The following is a 15,769-nucleotide window of genomic DNA, read 5'->3' as shown; positions in this document are numbered from 1 at the left end:
GATGTTACGAAATCGTGTCCCTTGTCCGGGACGGCGGCCTATTCCTTCACGAGCCCCTTCTCCAGCGCGTACCGCGTCAGCTGGACCCGGTTGTCGAGATGCAGCTTCTGCAAAATGTTCTTCAAGTGGTTTTTGACGGTATGCTCCGAAAGGCCGAACGCTTCGGCGATCTGCCGGTTGGAGCCGCCCGACGCCACCTGCTCCAGCACCTCGCGCTCCCGCTGCGTCAGCGCCGTATGCGCCCGATCCTCCGGCCCCCGGCCGGCCGCGGCGCCCTGCACCTCCGGGCGCCGCGCCGCGCCCGAGCCGCTGCCGCCGTTGAATTCCTGCAGCATGCGGAAGGCCAGCTCCTTGGACAGCGACGCCTCGTCCAGCGCCACGGTCCGCAAATATTCCAGCCAGGAGGACGGCGACAGGTTCTTGAGCAGGTAGCCCTGCGCGCCGCGCTTGATGGCCTCGAACAGATCCGTGATGTCGTCGGACACCGTCACCATGACGATCTTGATCCGGGGATCGAAGGCCTTGATCAGCTGCGTCGCCTCCATTCCCGACATGACGGGCATGTTGATGTCCATCAGCACGAGGTCGGGCGCCAGCTGGGCCGCCATGGCGACCGCCTGCTCGCCGTTCGCCGCCTCGCCCGCGATCTCGAATTCCGGCGCCCCGCCGACGATGTCGCGCATGCCTTCACGGCCGTGGGGATGGTCGTCCGCCAGCAGCACTCTGATCTTGTCGTTCCCGGTTCCGTTCCCCTCCATGCCGCTCACCCTTCCTTCTCGACTTCCACGACCGTTCCCCGGCCGCCGGACCACGCGTCGTCCGCGCCGGCTGGCCGGACCGCGAAGCGCCAGCCCATCTCGGCGGCGCGTCCCTGCATCATGCGGACGCCGTAGCGCCCCTTCGCGAACAGCCGCTCCGGATCGGCCCCGGCGCCGTCGTCGGCGACCGTGCAGCGGAACGCCGCCTCCCCGCCGGACGCGGCATACACCCGCAGGCGCGAAGCGCCCGCGTGCTTCCGCGCGTTCTGCATCGCCTCGCGCACGATCGCGATCAGCTGCACCTTCTCCTTGCCCGACAGCCGGGCATCGGCCAGCTGCCAATCCAGCTCGACGCGCAGGCCGCCGAGCTCCAGCTCCGCGGCCATGTCGCGCACCGCCCGCATCCACTGCACGTCGGTCCGGGACGGCTCGCTCCGCAGCGCCGCGATCGACTGCCGGACGTCGTCGTATACGTGCTTGACCGTCCGGCGCAGCTGGACCATCGTTTCCGCCGCGAGCTCCGGATCCTTGGCGTGCTCGAGCTTGTCGAGCTTCACGGACAGCAGGAACAGCGATTGCGAGATGCCGTCGTGCAGCTCCCGCGCCAGCTGCTCGCGCTCCTCGAACGCCGCCTCGGCCGCCTTGGACCGCTGCAGCGTATCCTGCGTGTCCTCCAGCATCCGGAACAGCCGGAGCAGCAGCGTGGCGGTCACGGTCATGACGATGACCGGCGCCAGCGCGTTGCCGAGATCCATGGACAGATAGGGCAGCAGCAGCGTATGGCGCAAATATTCCCACAGCGCGATCGTCAAGGTCGGCGTCCATAGAATGAGCCATTTCAGCCGCTTATACGTCATCCTCGTCCCTGCCTCCCTTCCGTCCCGGCGCGCGTTCCGCCCTGCGGCCGCTCGTTCGGGCGGCCCATGACCCGAGCCTCGGCCCTGCTAGTCGCGAACGTTAATAGTTGCGGAAATCGACCTTCTGCACCGTCTCGTTGTCGTCCTTGTCGCGGACGCGGATCTCGGCCTCCCACCGGCCGGCGAACGGAACGTACGGCCCTTCGGTCTTGTAGGCGGTCTTCGCGTAGCCCTCGAAGTCCGTCAGCTCCGTATCCTCGAACGGCTTGATCGGCACCTCGATCGGACCGAGCTCCTTGCGGTCGAGCGAGAACAGCCGCAGCTCCGCCGACTTCGCGGCGCCGACGGCGTCCGGCAGCCAGACCTTGACGGTCAGTTCGTTGACGCCCGCCTTGTTCGGCGTGACGCGGAAGGACAGATGCATCTTCTCGCCCATCTGATGGTACGTGACGGGTTCGTTGGCCGGCAGCGGGCTGACGTACGTGAACAGCGCCGCGACGACGACGATCAGGACCATCAGCGCGGCGTCCGCGCGCAGCAGCGCGCCCGTCGGCAGACCGCCTTTGCGGATCCGCAGGTGCAGCGTTCCGCCGACCCCGAGCACGAGCACGACCAGCCCGGTCTTGACGAGCAGCAGCGTGCCCCACGCCGTGTAGAACAGGTACTTCAAGCTCGGCAGGAAAAGCAGCGTCATCCCGACGCCCGACAGCGCGAGCAGCATGAGCGACAGCAGCGCCGCCTTGGAGAACAGCGCGGCGAATCGGCCGGCTTCCTTGCGTTCCTTCAGCCACAGCATGAACAGCAGCGTCAGGCCGCCTGCCCATACGGCGCCGGAAGCCAGATGCAGGAAGTCGAACAGCACCGTCGCGTACTTCGGCGAGAAGACCGCCGCGTGCCCGCTCCAGCTTTCGACGGCCAGCATCGCCCCCGCCCAGAGCGCCCGGAGCGCCGGGTGAAGCCGGACGAGCAGGAACCCGAGCAGCGCCAGCGCCGCCAGCGCGATCCATTCCTTGCCCACAGCCGTGTCGAGGAAGAGCTTGCCGTAGTCGCTCGACGGATAGCCCTTCAGAATCTCGCGCGCATGGACGAACACGTACAGCAGCACCGCCACGAGCTGCGTGCGCAGCGCGATCGGCTCCCATTTCTTCCGGATGTTCGCCAGCGCCTCGCCGCGGTTCCCGGCGGCAAGCCCCCAGAACATGAGTCCCGCCGTCCACAGCAGCGCCGCGTAATACAGCGAGCGGACCGCGTAAATAATGAATTGGTTCGTCGTCAGCCCCGTCGCCGCGCCGTGGCCTTCGTGCCCGAGCGCCTTGTGCGGGTCGAACGCGGAAGCGTCGACGCCCTGCGGCGGATTGCCCACGACGAAGACGTACGAGCCGCTGACGGGATGGCCGTCCGCGGACACGATCGCGTACGACACCGTGTAGACGCCCTCGCCCAGCTTGGGCAGCGCCAGCTTCAGCGTCCGATGGTCGGCGCTCGGCACGGGATCCGACTGCGTCACCCGGCGCGACTTGTCGTCCAGCACCTCCAGCGAGCCGACCTTCGCTTCGATCGCTTCATTAAAGGCGAGCTCCACTTCCTTGGGGCTCTGCTCGTATTTGGTATTCGGCTCCGGCACCGAGCGCTCCAGCTCGGCGTGCGCGAGCGCGGCCGAAGGCGCGCCGGCCAGCAGGATGCCGAGCCATAGCGCGAACGCCGCCGCCGCGAAGGCGCGACGGATCGGTTTACGCCGTCCAATCATGCGTCCGAGCAACATCTCGTAACGTCACGTCCCTTCCTTCTGTTCCAGGCGCCGGTTTCAAAACCGGTCGCCGATAAGCCTAGTGTACTAGAGCGAATCGCCGAGCACCAATCGTAAATTCAACTTTTGTTTGAACGAATCCGTTTCCGCCCTGCCGCGGCGAATCCCCGATCCGGATCCGCGTCGAAACTCCCTATTATTGTCACGACACATCCGATGCCCGAAATGCTATAATTGTTTTTTGCTCGCCGCCTTTTATTTTGCCATCGGAGACGCCGGATCGACCGTTTGCGAAAGGGCGCCGCTGCGAGCTTTCATTGATTTTTCATGTAGAAAACGGGCTTTCCGGAGGGCCCGGATGTCGAATTGTTTAGCTTGACTATCACTATATCTCGGTGTAACGTAGGAAAGTACTTACAACATATTGTGTATTACGGGTTGTCGGACGACAACCTTCGACAAGGAGTGGCTCTGCCCGTGGATATTATTAAAAGGAATGGTCAGAAGGAAGAACTCATCTTTTCCAAGCTGAAGAAGGTCATCGATTTCGCTTGCCAGAGCTACAGCGACTGCGATCCTTTGGAGCTGGAAACGGCCTTGCTCCCCTATTTCCGCAACAACATCACGACCAAAGAAATCCAACGTACGCTGACGCAAGTTGCAGTCGAGAAAACGAGCATCGAAGAGCCGAACTGGCAATATGTCGCGGCCAAGCTTCTCGTGTACGATCTCTATAAAGAATCCGCCATCAACCGCAAATACGGCTACTTCGGCTACGGGGACTTCTACTCCCTCATCACGTACCTGACCGACAAGGGCTTATACGGCAGCTACATACTGGACCACTACACCCGCGACGAGATCCGCGAGCTCGGCAACTACATCGTGCCGGAACGCGACTACCTGTTCAACTACATCGGCCTGAAGACGCTGTCCGACCGCTACCTCATCAAGAGCTTCAACGGCGACGTGCTGGAGCTGCCGCAAGAGCTGTTCATGGGCGTGGCCATGCACCTGGCCATGAAAGAAGACGACAAGCTCGCTTGGGCCCGCAAATTCTACGACGTGCTGAGCCGCCTGCAGATGACGGTCGCGACGCCGACGCTCGCGAACGCGCGCAAGCCGTTCCACCAGCTGTCGAGCTGCTTCATCGATACAGTGCCCGACAACCTATGGGGCATCTACAACGTCGATTCCAGCTTCGCCCAAGTATCCAAATTCGGCGGCGGCATGGGCATCTACATCGGCAAGGTCCGCAGCCGCGGCTCCAACATCCGCGGGTTCAAAGGCGTCGCCGGCGGCGTCGTGCCTTGGATCAAAAACTACAACAACACGGCGGTCGCGGTCGACCAGCTCGGCGTGCGCTCCGGCGCCGTCGCCGTCTACCTCGACGTCTGGCATAAAGACATTTTCGACTTCCTGAACCTGAAGACGAACAACGGCGACGACCGCATGAAGGCGCACGACATCTTCCCCGGCGTCTGCATCCCGGACCTGTTCATGCGCAAGGTGCAGGAGCGCGAGATGTGGTACCTGTTCGATCCGCACGAAGTGCGCGGCTACATGGGCTTCTCCCTCGAAGACGCCTATGGCGAAGAGTGGGAACGCCGCTACGAGGAGTGCGTGAACCATCCGGAGCTGTCCCGCGAGGAAGTACCGGCGATCGAGATCATGAAGCGCATCCTGGCCAGCTCCTTCGAGACGGGCACGCCGTTCGTGTTCTACCGCGACACGGTCAACCGCGCGAACCCGAACAAGCACAAGGGCATCATCTACTGCTCGAACCTGTGCACGGAAATCTGCCAGAACATGAGCCCGACGGAATACATCACGACGACGCACGAGGACGGCATCATCACGACGCAAATCAAGTCCGGCGATTACGTCGTCTGCAACCTCTCTTCCCTCAACCTCGGCCGCACGCGGTCCAAAGAAGAGATCGAGGAAGTCGTCAGCTGCCAAATGCGCATGATGGACAACGTCATCGACCTGAACCATTATCCGATTCCGCAAGCGGAAATCACGAACCAGAAATACCGCGCCGTCGGCCTCGGCACGAGCGGCTACCATCAGTGGCTGGCGCTGAACGGCATCGCGTGGGAATCCGACGAGCACTTGGACCGCGCCGACGAGCTGTACGAGTGGATCAACTACTGCGCCGTCAAGGCGTCGATGGAAATCGCCAAGGAGAAAGGCGCGTTCCGCGTCTTCGAAGGCAGCGAATGGCAGACCGGCGCTTATTTCGAATCGCGCGGTTACGATGCCCCGCACTGGCAGAAGCTAAAGCAGGACGTCGCCGAGCACGGCGTGCGCAACGGCTGGATGTTCGCCATCGCGCCGACGGCTTCGACGTCGCTGATCGCCGGTTCCACGGCGGGCATCGACCCGATCTTCAGCAAGTTCTTCGTCGAAGAGAAGAAGAACGCGGTCATTCCGCAAACGGCGCCGAACCTGAGCGAAGAGACATTCTGGCTCTATAAGGAAGCGCACCATATCGACCAGCACTGGAGCATCAAAGCGGCGGGCCGCCGTCAGCGCCACATCGACCAAGCGCAGTCGTTCAACCTATACATCACGCCGAACTACACGGCGAAGGAGTTCATGGACCTCTACATGGCCGCGTGGGAGAACGGGCTCAAGACCGTGTACTACTGCCGCAACAAGAGCTTGGAAGTGGAAGATTGCGTCAGCTGCAGCTCGTAATCTTGCCTTGAACATAAGCGGCCCCGCGAACGGGATGGGATCGGAGCTGGCTTGCGTGCCCTGTCGGATGACGGGGCACGCGGCATTCGCGGCTGCGGACACATCGGCCTCATACGGCCGGCGGGGCAAGCTATTCAATGGGATCATGGAAGCATTGCAGCACTTTTTAGGTAGCAGGAATAGAAGGAGGCAGCCCATTTCATGGAACTGCAGAAGAAAAAACTGTTTAACGAGGAAGGCGACCGCGATTGGGGCAAGCGCCGCATAATCGGCGGCAACACGACCAACCTCATCGAGCTGAACAACGTCAAATACGACTGGGCCACGAAGATGTACCGGACGATGATGAACAACTTCTGGATTCCGGAAGAAATCCCGCTGTCCCAGGACGCCAAGGACTACAAGAACCTGTCGCTCTCCGAGCGCAACAGCTACGATAAAATCATCAGCTTCCTGATCTTCCTGGATTCGCTGCAAACGGCGAACCTGCCGAACATCAACGAGTACATCACGGCGCCGGAAGTCAACCTCGTGCTGACGGTGCATACGTTCCAGGAAGCCGTGCACAGCCAGTCGTACTCGTACATCCTGGACAGCGTCTGCTCGCCGGAGGTGCGCGACCAAATCTACAATCTGTGGCGCGAGGACAAGAACCTGCTCAAGCGCAACCGGTTTATTACGGATCTGTACGAGAACTTCATCGCGAACCCGTCTTCGCAAAACCTGATCAAGACGATCATGGCCAACTACATCCTGGAAGGCATCTACTTCTACAGCGGCTTCAGTTTCTTCTACGCGCTCGGCCGACAAGGAAAAATGCTCGGAACGGTATCCGAGATCAAATACATTCAGCGGGACGAACTGACGCATCTCGCGTTGTTCCAAGGCATCTTCCGCGAAGTCCGCAAGGAGAACGCGGAACTGTTCACACCTGTTCTCATCGAGGAGCTGCGACAGATGATGCGCACGGCCGTCGAACACGAGATCGAGTGGGGCAAGTACATCACGAACAACCAAATCCCGGGCCTGACCGACGAGATCATCGATGCCTACATTAAGTTCCTCTCAAACGAGCGGCTGCGCAAGCTGAACCTCGACATCCTGTACCCGGAAATCACGGAGCACCCGATGAAATGGGTCGAAAGCTTCAGCAACATGAACGGCATGAAGACCGACTTCTTCGAGCAAAAGGTCACGAACTACAGCAAATCGTCCAACCTGAACTGGGGCGACCTGTAAGACCGCTCCCTCCTATGACGCCTCGTACGCGCCTGCCGCGCGTACGAGGCGTTTTTGCGCTGCTGTCCGGATGAGAAAAAAAGCAAGCGTCAGGAGAGTTTTCTCCGTCCGCTTGCTTCGGGTTCCGGCCTGAGCCTCGGTATGCCGGTGTGCACCGCCAACGACATCCGCTCGATGATCTTCGTTTTGATTTTGACCGTGACCGGTTTCTTCCCGCCCTTGCCGTGCATTCGGTCGAGCAGCGTCTGCACCGCCCGGCGCGCGAGCTCGTCCGCCGGCTGAGCCACCGTCGTCAGCGGCACCGGCAGCATCTGGGCGAGCTCCGAGTCCGAGAAGCCCGACAGCGACAGGTCCTCGGGCACGCTTTTGTTCATCCGAACGGCCGTATAATAGACGGCCGCGGCCAAATAATCGTCTCCGCACGCCACGGCGGTCAATTTGCGGTTCGCCTTCAGGAAGCCTTCCATCTCGGGATTGCCTTCCCAGTAATGCGTTTGACTGTTCACCCGTTCGACCGCCAGGATGTACTGGCTTTGCACCGGGATCTCGTGGTCGATCAACGCCTTCAAATATCCCTTGTAGCGTTCGTCGATGCTGCTGACGCCATGAATCGGATTCGTGACGAAGCCGATCTCCCGGTGCCCCGCTTCAATGAACCGCTTGACCATGTCGTACATGCCCTGGAAGGAGTCGTGCACGACGAAATCCATGGCCGCGCCGGTAAACAACCGGTCGATCAGCACGATCGGAAAGCCCGATTCGCGCAGCTCGAGCGCCGCGGGACTCATCGTTTCCCGGCCGCGGGCAAACAGCAGGATGCCGTCGACTTCGCTCGCCAGCTGCTTCAAGGAAGCTTCCTCGTCGGCCGCATCCTTGCTCAGCCGTATCATGAGCTCGCTATCGAAAGCGCGCGCCGCCGTCTCTAACGCCGACACGAGGCGCGACGTATACGAATCCAATACCGGCAGCACGAAGGCAATGCGTCTTCGTGCGTCCCCTCTTGCGCCGCCTGCGCTCGCGTCCGCGGCGGAATCCGGGATCTCCGTCCCGTCCTCGTTCAATCGCGCCGACTCCGTCTCCGCCAGAAACGTCCCCCTCCGTTTAAGCCGGTAGACGCGTCCTTGCCGGGCCAGCAAGTCGAGCGCCAGCTTCGCGGTCATGCGGCTGATGCCGAACATGGCGGCGAGCTCCGCCTCCGAAGGCACGGGATCGTGGGGCCTTAGCATACGCGTTTGAATAATCCGTTCGACTTTAGCCGCCGTTTCCCGATACAGATGCTGACGGTTCGTTCCTTTGCTCAATCCCAATCACCTACATGTCCTTGCATGAATATTCAAATCGTACCCCCTCTTGCCGTCTTTCTCAAGCCACCGAAGGGTGAAGAATTTGTAAACCCGAAACAAACGATAAGGCAGTACGTCTATTCCGACCGGGGCACGTTTTCGGAAAAGCCGCTTCATGGTACAATAATGGAAACGAAACAGCGGACATGCCCGGCCCACTAGAGCGGAACAGAGTCGGCTTGTCTTCGTTCCCCCCCTGATCGCGCGTTCCTTCGCGCGTCCGGGCATCAACTCGAGCGGATTGAAGCAGACTATGCTCTAACCCAACCTGCATCGCATACATCGCGGATCGTTTCGCCCTTTTGGTCCGTTCATTATAATCGCGAAGGGGCGTACCGCCTGGTTTTGGCGTCCCGTCTCCGCAGAACCGGAAAACGAACATCGCAGCACCCGTACGACCGCTCAGACTAAAGTCCAGCCGCAAAACTGGACTATGGCCGTTATCACGCTTTCCGGACATCCATGTACACTTGATGAAGAAAGAACGTGGAAATGAGGGGTACTACATATGTCTCAACAAATCTATGTCATTAACGCGGCGCTTGCCGTCTTGCTGCTGCTCCTCGCGTTATGCGCGGGATTTCTGTCGGGCAGTCTCGCCTTGCGCAAAACCGTCGACTCGCTGCAGCGCGGCTCCATCGCCACGCTCGCGCTCCTCGGCGCCATGACGCTGATCGCGATCGGCAAAGTCACCATGCTGATCGCGACCTACTCGTACCGCAGCTGGTTCGTCCTGGATTCGGCGCTGCTGTTCTTGACGCTGATTATGGCACCGACGGCCGCCATCGCGTTCTTCTCCCTGCCTCGCCTGCTGCAGCTGTCCAAGCTTCAGCCCCGGGAAGCCGGGACGGCGGTCAGCCGCACGAAACGCCGCGCCGCCTCCGAAGTCGGGCTCGTCGTGCCGATCCAGGTGCTCGTCATCGAAGCGCTGCTCTATGCCGCGATCAACGTCTTCCCGCTCGGCATGGCGCTGCGCAAGGAAGTGCTCGTCATCGGTCTGCTCGTGCTCATGTCGCCGGCGCTCCTCATCTGGCGGCAGTCCATTCGGCGCCGCCGCATCCACCGGGACGACGGGACGTCGACAATACATTTCATCAAACGGGTCGTCTTCATTACCATGGCATTCATGCTGCTGGCCTTCGGCATTATTCATACGATGAACAACGCCAAAACGCTCAGCGAACCCGCTGAGCGTGACGAAACGCTGCAATTATCCGTCTCTCCCGCCTTCACCGGCAGATAGTCTTAGGTTCGCTATCCCCGCCTGCTTGCGGCATAGTCCGGCCAATAGTCGTTCCGAATGGCCGGACAGCCCCGCGGCCCCTCCCAGACGTACACCCAGCCGGACTTTGCCGGCGCTTCCGCATCCGCGGTCCACACGCGATCGTAATCGTTCTCTTCTTCGATCCCGCTATACTCCTCGAGCGCATCCATCGCTTGCAAGCCGCGGTCGCCGACCGTGATCCAGAGGCCCCTTACGCGAGATCCCTGCGCATGCGCCAAGGCATCCCTGACGAGCGCGGGATACGCCCCGCAATCGACGAGCCTCCCGTGAACGACGCCGGACACGGCCTGCCGGATATGAGCCGCCGCGACGGCATGATTGGGCTGGCCCGGCAGCAGCGACCCATAAATGAATACGCGGTGTTCCCGTTCGGCCATCGGCGGCGGCCCCCTTTCCGGACTCGGTTAAGCCGTTTGGCTGCGGTGACGGAACCAATTTTCGAAGAGATTGGCCGGTATCGGCTGCGTGTAGTAATAGCCTTGCGCTTCCTCGCAGTCGCGCTCGCGGAGGAACTTGATCTGTTCGTCGTTTTCCACGCCTTCGGCGGTGACCTTCAGCTTTAGATTTTTGGCCATGGACGTGATCGTCGCCACGATCGCGGCGTCGCTGCCGCCCTGCGTCAGGTCGTTCACGAAGCAGCGGTCGATTTTGAGCTTGTCGATCGGGAATCGCTTAAGGGAGCTCAGCGAGCTGTAGCCCGTGCCGAAATCGTCGATGCTGATCTGCACGCCCAGCTCCTTCAGGCTGGCCAGCGTGTCGGCCGCGAATTCCACGTCGCTCGTCATGCTCTCCGTGATCTCCAGTTCCAGGTAGTTCGGCGGCATGCCGCTCTGCTCCAGAATGGCCTTGATCCGCTCGGCCAGCTGATGCTGCCGGAATTGGCGCATCGACAGGTTGACCGACATCATCATCGGCGGCAGCCCGGCGTCCTGCCACGCTTTATTTTGCCGGCAGGCGGCGCCGAGCACCCATTCCCCGAGCTGGAGGATGAGCCCGTTCTCTTCCGTGAGCGGAATGAACTCGCCCGGCGGCAGCAGCCCCCGTTTCGGATGATGCCAGCGCACCAGCGCCTCCACGCCGACCACCTGGTTGCTGCGCAAATTGACGAGCGGCTGGTAGGCCAGCGAGAACTGCTCTTCGTCGATCGCGCGCCGCAGATCGCTCTCCAGGCGGAGCCGGTCATGCGCCTTGCGATTCATCTCCGGCGCGTAGCTGGAATACTCGTTGCGGTGCGCCTTGGCGGAGTAGAGCGCCGTGTCCGCGTTCTTGAGCAGCGCCTCGACGCTGTCGCCGTCCTGCGGGTAGAAGCTGATGCCGAGGCTGATCGTGACGTGATACTCCGCTTCGCCCAGGACGAACGGCGCGTCGAACAGGCCCATGATCGATTTTGCCTGGCGCTCGACCGGTTCGCCGCCGGACTCGGCGCACGGCAGCAGCATGGCGAACTCGTCGCCGCCCATCCGGTAGACGCGCTTCGCCGGCGCCGCGTGCCGCAGCCGCTCCGACACGGCTTGCAGCATCTGGTCGCCGAAAGAGTGGCCGAGCGCGTCGTTGATCGTCTTGAACCGGTCGATGTCGAGCAGGAATACGGCGACCCGGCCGTTCGTCTGCTGCGCGCGCTGCAGCTCTTCGTGCAGCTGTTCCTTCAGCAGCCGGCGGTTGGACAGGCCGGTCAGCTCGTCGTGGTACGCGAGGAAGTGAATGCGGGATTCCGTCCGCTTGTATTGCCGGTACGGCTCCTCGACCGTGACGTAGTAGACGCCCTTCAACAGGAAGTAATAGCCCGCCAGCTTGTACGCATGGCCGATCAGCATGTCGCTGTCGTACTGACCGAAGCTCAGCATGAACTGCAGGTCCGAGAGGAGGAAGAACACGAGCGATTGAATGATCGTGAGCACCGCCTGCGGCCGCTCCGCCCGGTTGCGGTACAGCACGAGGACGATCGTCCCGAGATAGCCGAACGCGATGAGGCACTGCGCGCCGATGCGCAGCGCCGTCGCCGAACGGCCGGCGAACAGCCCGGTCTGCCCGTCGAGGAGGAAATAGCCGCCCGCCGCCATGCACGCGAGCGCTACGGCGGCGGCGAACGCCGGCAGCCGGCGGGCGGCCGGCACGAGCGCGTCGCTTTTGCGGAAGATGAGGCACAAGCCGGCGGCTCCGGCCAGCTGCGCGGACATCGTGAAGAGCTGCGAGAGCGTCAAGTCGCCGAGCGGCCGGAAGAACGGCATGCCCGGATAAGTCAGCACGTGCAGCAGATCGAACACGCCCACCGCGCCGAACAAGGCGGCCGTGTAGAGCCGGTGCTTCGTGAGCGAATTGACGAAAAACAGCCAGCCGAGCACGAGCATCGCGAAGCAGACGGCGAAGCCGGACAATTCCATGCTGGAATGGAGAAAAAGGTACGCGCGCGGCGGCAGCGGCCTGTGCAGCCCGCCGTGCAGCGCGCGCAAGAGGACAAAGCTGAGTATGGCGGCGATCGAAGTCCCCATCGTGATTTTTTCCGCCCGGTTTAGTGACATGATGTCCTCCTTCGACAAGCAGCCGTAGATGAATGCAACGTTGAGCGCGGGGCGCCGGCCGGCGCCCGAGCGGAGAATCGGCGAAGCGCGGATGCCCGGGCGCGGTCCGCCGGCGCCCGCCGGATCGGCAGCCGCAAGCCGGCGCGCAAGCGACGGGAGGCGCCGCCTCGAGGCCGGCGGAGTTTTGGGCCTGCCGCAGCTCCCGAACGGGGGCGAGCGGCCTAGTTTATCGATGAACGCCCGTGATTCGACAGGTAGGGCGAGCAATGGAAATCTGGCTTGAATTCAGGTAATCCCTTCTAGTTTGTACCATTCCGTGTCACTTGTCCAGCTTGTTTCTAAAGCTTCGTTTCAACTATTTTTCGACAAATCGCTCCCGTTACGAAGCGTAGCGATTGATGACTTCCACGAGCAGGTCGTTCAGCGCCTTGACCTCGTATTCGCCGACCGCAGGCTCCATATGATCGTTGCCGATGCCGCTGTGATCCGTCAAAAATAAATACGTGCCGCCCGTAGCCGACGCCATGAACCGCATGAGGTATTCCGTATGGGCGTCGACTCCGCTGGAGGCGACCGGAACGATCCGGATGCCTTCCGCCGCGGCGTCCTCGGTCAGCTCCTGCAGCCGCTTCACGATCTTGCGGTCGCGATGCGGCGGCGCGTCCATGACGAGGAACAGCAGCCTCGCCCGCGCGTTCTCGCTCCACTCATGCTTGCCGATGGCGTTCGCCAGCGCCTCGTCCACCGCTTCCGGAAAATCGCCGCCGCCCCCGGCCTTCTGTTCGGACAGCTGGCCGACCGTCTTGTCGATATCGTCCGTGAACGGGTACGGCTTCACCACGTATTCGTCGCCGTGATCGCGGTAGAAGTTCGCGCTGACCCGGATGTCGAGCTGCTGCCCGTTGTCCCGATCGACGCGCCGCACGACGTCCTTCAGCTCCGTCTTCAAGTAATTCAGTTCGTCCTCCATCGATCCCGTCGTGTCGACCAAGAGCAGCAGATCGAGCGCCTTCGGCGGCTGAACCGCCTCCCCGAGCTCGACCTTGAGCGCCTGACCCCGCGGGATCGGCACGTTCTCGTAGCGCTTCTGCCGCTGCCCCGCTTCGACGGCCACCCCGAATTCCGCCTGCCGGTCCTGCTCGTCGTACAAGCCCGGGTAGGCGTACGCGACGCCTTTGTTGTTCGTGCGCGCCTCCCAGACGATCTCCCCGTCCCGGCCGGTCAGCGTCACCTCCGCGTCCGCGACCGGCTTGCCGCCCGCCGTGACGTCGACCTCCAGGCGCCGCTCGGGGAACATCGACCAGAACGACTGGCTCTCCCGCGCCTCTTCGCCGTCCATCAGGCGCAGCCAGGATTTCCAAGCGAGCGCGTCATCCCATTCGCCCGCGGTCAGCTGCCCCGGCTTGGCATCGTCGTACTGGGACGCCCGCCCTCCGCCGCCCCGCTCCGGTTCCGCGGCCGAGTCCCCGCTTTCCCCGTCCGATGCCGGCTCATCCGAGCCGCTCGAATCGCCGACGGCGCCGTTCTTGCCCGATTCGCTCGGCGAGCTCGAGCCCTCATCGGCGGACGAGTCCGCCGATGAGCCGGTATTCGTCCCCGCGTTATCCGCGGCGGCGTTCCCCGAATTCGCCCCGTCGTCGTCCGAACTCGAGCTGCAGCCGCCGAGCGCCAGCGCCAGCGCGAGCAGCGCCGCGGCGGACGCCCGCGACGCGCTTCCGCGGTCCGTTCCTTTTCCGTTCCTTTTTTCTTGCGCATGCCGATGGTTGACCATTGCCGATTCCCCCTTTATTTAGTCCGGGCAGCCAATATCTGTAAAACGCCGATCGTTCTTTTGACGCGCCGTCCGGCGGATTTGTTGCAATGCCGGCGGACCGCCTTTACAATGGGGGAATACGTTTTTCGGCGGGGCCGGCCGGGCACGCGCGCGCGCGGCGGCGCCGGCTCCCGCGAATCCGAACAAGGAGGCGGCCCTCGTCTTGGACACCTATCACGTGGCGGAATTATCCATCGCGCACGGCGGCGCGACGACGAAGCTGTCGTTCTCGGCGGCGCAGCTCGTCGTCGTCGCGGACGCCGGCTACAAGCTGTGGTACGTCGAGATCGACGGCATGACGCAGCACGCGCTGCTGCGCATGTTCGGCGAAACCGACGACATCGGCGTCGGCCTCAGCGGCGTTACCGCGGGCGGACGGCCGTTCCGGGGGAGCGGCTACTTCCACCCGAACGTGCCGCACGGCGCGGCCGCGATCCGCGGCGACGGCGAATTGACCGGCTTTTGAACTCGGGCCGCGGCGTCCGTCCGGCGAAGACGCGCGGCGCGAGAAACCCAGTTTCAGGCGCAAACGAAAAACAGCTCCGGCTCGTCCCGACATTCGGGAAGAGACCGGAGCTGTTTTCGTGTTGCCGTCCCGCTTCGGACGGCCGCGGCGCGGCAGCGCCGTCTGCATCCGCCGCTTGGCCGCCGACGGGTCCCGTTACTGCGGGGCGATGCCTTTGAAGAACAACTCGAAGGTCATCGTCATCCGCGTGGCGAGCGGCTCGTCCCCCGCCTCCATCGCCCAGATGACCAGCGTGCCGAAGTACGTCTGGAACGCTTGCTGCGCCAGCATCGCCGGCGGCATGTCCTTGCGGATCTCGCCGTTCTCCTGCGCCTGCAGCACGAGCGGCAGCAGCGCCTCCGACAGATCGGCGAGCAGCCGGTTGTGCAGTTCGAGCGCGGCGTCGGTGGCGAGCATGCCCTGGAACAAGGCGCGCGTCAGCGGCTTGTTCATCTCGAAGCGCTTGACGAGCTCGAAGACGAGCAGCTGCAGCCGCGGAACGAGCGGCCCGGGCGTGCCCTTCAGCTTCCCGACCTCGTTCATGGCAAAAATACCCTGCAAATCGCATAGGAGATCGTCCTTGGACGAAAAATAGTTGAAAAAGGTGCCTTTGGCAACGCCCGCCTGCTTGGTGATGGCTTCGACCGTCGTCGTCTCGTAGCCTTGCTCGGAAAACAAAGCCAGCGCGGCTTCCTTGATGCGTGCCCGGGTCTGTTCTTTCTTCAGCTCGCGGTTCATGTCGGCGTCCTCCGTCGTCAGACGTTCTGTCATCCCATTGTAGCACAGCCTTCCTATGGCGTAAACCGGATATGACCGTCGGTCATTTTTTGCCGCCGCACGATCTGACGCCCCGGAACTCTCTGCGTTTTCGCTATATGAATTCTCCTTACCGATGCTCGGACGAAACGAATGTGAATTAATTATGACCGACGGTATAAAATTATTGACTTTAGGATTTTCCATGCGCTATAACTATGCATAGAGAAGGCCCAGACTCAAG

General features: G+C 62.4%; 12 protein-coding genes. 4 read left to right on the top strand and 8 right to left on the bottom strand.

Going from position 1 to position 15,769, the window contains the following annotated elements; translation table 11 throughout:
- Positions 1-38 precede the first annotated feature (38 nt).
- From I8J29_RS10745 to I8J29_RS10735, 3 genes are all read right to left on the bottom strand, one after another.
- The gene (locus I8J29_RS10745; protein ID WP_208847619.1) at positions 39-758 is read right to left on the bottom strand and encodes a response regulator; all 720 of its coding nucleotides are present in this window, start codon (positions 756-758) and stop codon (positions 39-41) included.
- A gap of 5 nt (positions 759-763) precedes the next feature.
- On the bottom strand, positions 764-1,615 hold the full coding sequence (locus I8J29_RS10740; RefSeq protein WP_208847618.1) for a sensor histidine kinase: 852 nt from the start codon (positions 1,613-1,615) through the stop codon (positions 764-766).
- 100 nt (positions 1,616-1,715) lie between these two features.
- Positions 1,716-3,362 carry a copper resistance CopC/CopD family protein gene (locus I8J29_RS10735; RefSeq protein ID WP_208847617.1) on the bottom strand — a complete coding sequence of 549 codons (1,647 nt, stop codon included), beginning with the start codon at positions 3,360-3,362 and terminating at the stop codon, positions 1,716-1,718.
- Between the two features lie 477 nt (positions 3,363-3,839).
- Between I8J29_RS10735 and I8J29_RS10730 the strand changes: the two genes are divergently transcribed.
- Both I8J29_RS10730 and I8J29_RS10725 read left to right on the top strand, forming a co-directional pair.
- Complete coding sequence (locus tag I8J29_RS10730) at positions 3,840-6,065, top strand: ribonucleoside-diphosphate reductase subunit alpha (RefSeq protein WP_208847616.1); 2,226 nt, start codon at positions 3,840-3,842, stop codon at positions 6,063-6,065.
- 201 nt (positions 6,066-6,266) lie between these two features.
- On the top strand, positions 6,267-7,304 hold the full coding sequence (locus I8J29_RS10725; protein WP_208847615.1) for a ribonucleotide-diphosphate reductase subunit beta: 1,038 nt from the start codon (positions 6,267-6,269) through the stop codon (positions 7,302-7,304).
- A gap of 89 nt (positions 7,305-7,393) precedes the next feature.
- On the opposite strand, the gene I8J29_RS10720 is transcribed toward I8J29_RS10725, so the two are convergent.
- Complete coding sequence (locus I8J29_RS10720) at positions 7,394-8,605, bottom strand: GntR family transcriptional regulator (protein WP_208847614.1); 1,212 nt, start codon at positions 8,603-8,605, stop codon at positions 7,394-7,396.
- A 550-nt stretch (positions 8,606-9,155) separates the two neighbouring features.
- Here I8J29_RS10720 and I8J29_RS10715 point away from each other — a divergent pair.
- On the top strand, positions 9,156-9,890 hold the full coding sequence (locus I8J29_RS10715) for a hypothetical protein (RefSeq protein WP_208847613.1): 735 nt from the start codon (positions 9,156-9,158) through the stop codon (positions 9,888-9,890).
- 11 nt (positions 9,891-9,901) lie between these two features.
- Here I8J29_RS10715 and I8J29_RS10710 read toward each other — a convergent pair whose 3' ends face one another.
- From I8J29_RS10710 to I8J29_RS10700, 3 genes are all read right to left on the bottom strand, one after another.
- A complete protein-coding gene (locus I8J29_RS10710; protein ID WP_208847612.1) occupies positions 9,902-10,309 on the bottom strand; it encodes a gamma-glutamylcyclotransferase family protein in 408 nt (135 codons plus the stop codon).
- Between the two features lie 27 nt (positions 10,310-10,336).
- Complete coding sequence (locus tag I8J29_RS10705; protein WP_208847611.1) at positions 10,337-12,451, bottom strand: putative bifunctional diguanylate cyclase/phosphodiesterase; 2,115 nt, start codon at positions 12,449-12,451, stop codon at positions 10,337-10,339.
- Positions 12,452-12,830: 379 nt separating this feature from the next.
- Positions 12,831-14,222, bottom strand: a complete 1,392-nt coding sequence (locus I8J29_RS10700; protein ID WP_208847610.1) for a VWA domain-containing protein — start codon at positions 14,220-14,222, stop codon at positions 12,831-12,833.
- 205 nt (positions 14,223-14,427) lie between these two features.
- Here I8J29_RS10700 and I8J29_RS10695 point away from each other — a divergent pair, with 205 nt between their 5' ends.
- A complete protein-coding gene (locus tag I8J29_RS10695; protein WP_208847609.1) occupies positions 14,428-14,730 on the top strand; it encodes a hypothetical protein in 303 nt (100 codons plus the stop codon).
- A 195-nt stretch (positions 14,731-14,925) separates the two neighbouring features.
- Here I8J29_RS10695 and I8J29_RS10690 read toward each other — a convergent pair whose 3' ends face one another.
- Positions 14,926-15,540: a TetR/AcrR family transcriptional regulator gene (locus I8J29_RS10690; protein ID WP_208847608.1), complete on the bottom strand. Its 615-nt coding sequence runs from the start codon at positions 15,538-15,540 to the stop codon at positions 14,926-14,928.
- Between the last annotated feature and the right edge of the window lie 229 nt (positions 15,541-15,769).

The organism is Paenibacillus artemisiicola, from assembly GCF_017652985.1.
Lineage (GTDB): Bacteria > Bacillota > Bacilli > Paenibacillales > Paenibacillaceae > Paenibacillus_Z > Paenibacillus_Z artemisiicola.
The sequence above is the reverse complement of the archived record's forward strand: the minus strand, read 5'-3'. Positions and strand labels throughout refer to the sequence as shown.

Excerpts from the sequence above, each read along its gene's own strand:
- I8J29_RS10745 (WP_208847619.1), bottom strand. The coding sequence starts at position 758 with ATGGAGGGGAACGGAACCGGGAACGACAAGATCAGAGTGCTGCTGGCG.
- I8J29_RS10740 (WP_208847618.1), bottom strand. The coding sequence starts at position 1,615 with ATGACGTATAAGCGGCTGAAATGGCTCATTCTATGGACGCCGACCTTG.
- I8J29_RS10735 (WP_208847617.1), bottom strand. The coding sequence starts at position 3,362 with ATGATTGGACGGCGTAAACCGATCCGTCGCGCCTTCGCGGCGGCGGCG.
- I8J29_RS10725 (WP_208847615.1), top strand. The coding sequence starts at position 6,267 with ATGGAACTGCAGAAGAAAAAACTGTTTAACGAGGAAGGCGACCGCGAT.
- I8J29_RS10715 (WP_208847613.1), top strand. The coding sequence starts at position 9,156 with ATGTCTCAACAAATCTATGTCATTAACGCGGCGCTTGCCGTCTTGCTG.
- I8J29_RS10710 (WP_208847612.1), bottom strand. The coding sequence starts at position 10,309 with ATGGCCGAACGGGAACACCGCGTATTCATTTATGGGTCGCTGCTGCCG.
- I8J29_RS10705 (WP_208847611.1), bottom strand. The coding sequence starts at position 12,451 with ATGTCACTAAACCGGGCGGAAAAAATCACGATGGGGACTTCGATCGCC.
- I8J29_RS10700 (WP_208847610.1), bottom strand. The coding sequence starts at position 14,222 with ATGGTCAACCATCGGCATGCGCAAGAAAAAAGGAACGGAAAAGGAACG.
- I8J29_RS10690 (WP_208847608.1), bottom strand. The coding sequence starts at position 15,540 with ATGACAGAACGTCTGACGACGGAGGACGCCGACATGAACCGCGAGCTG.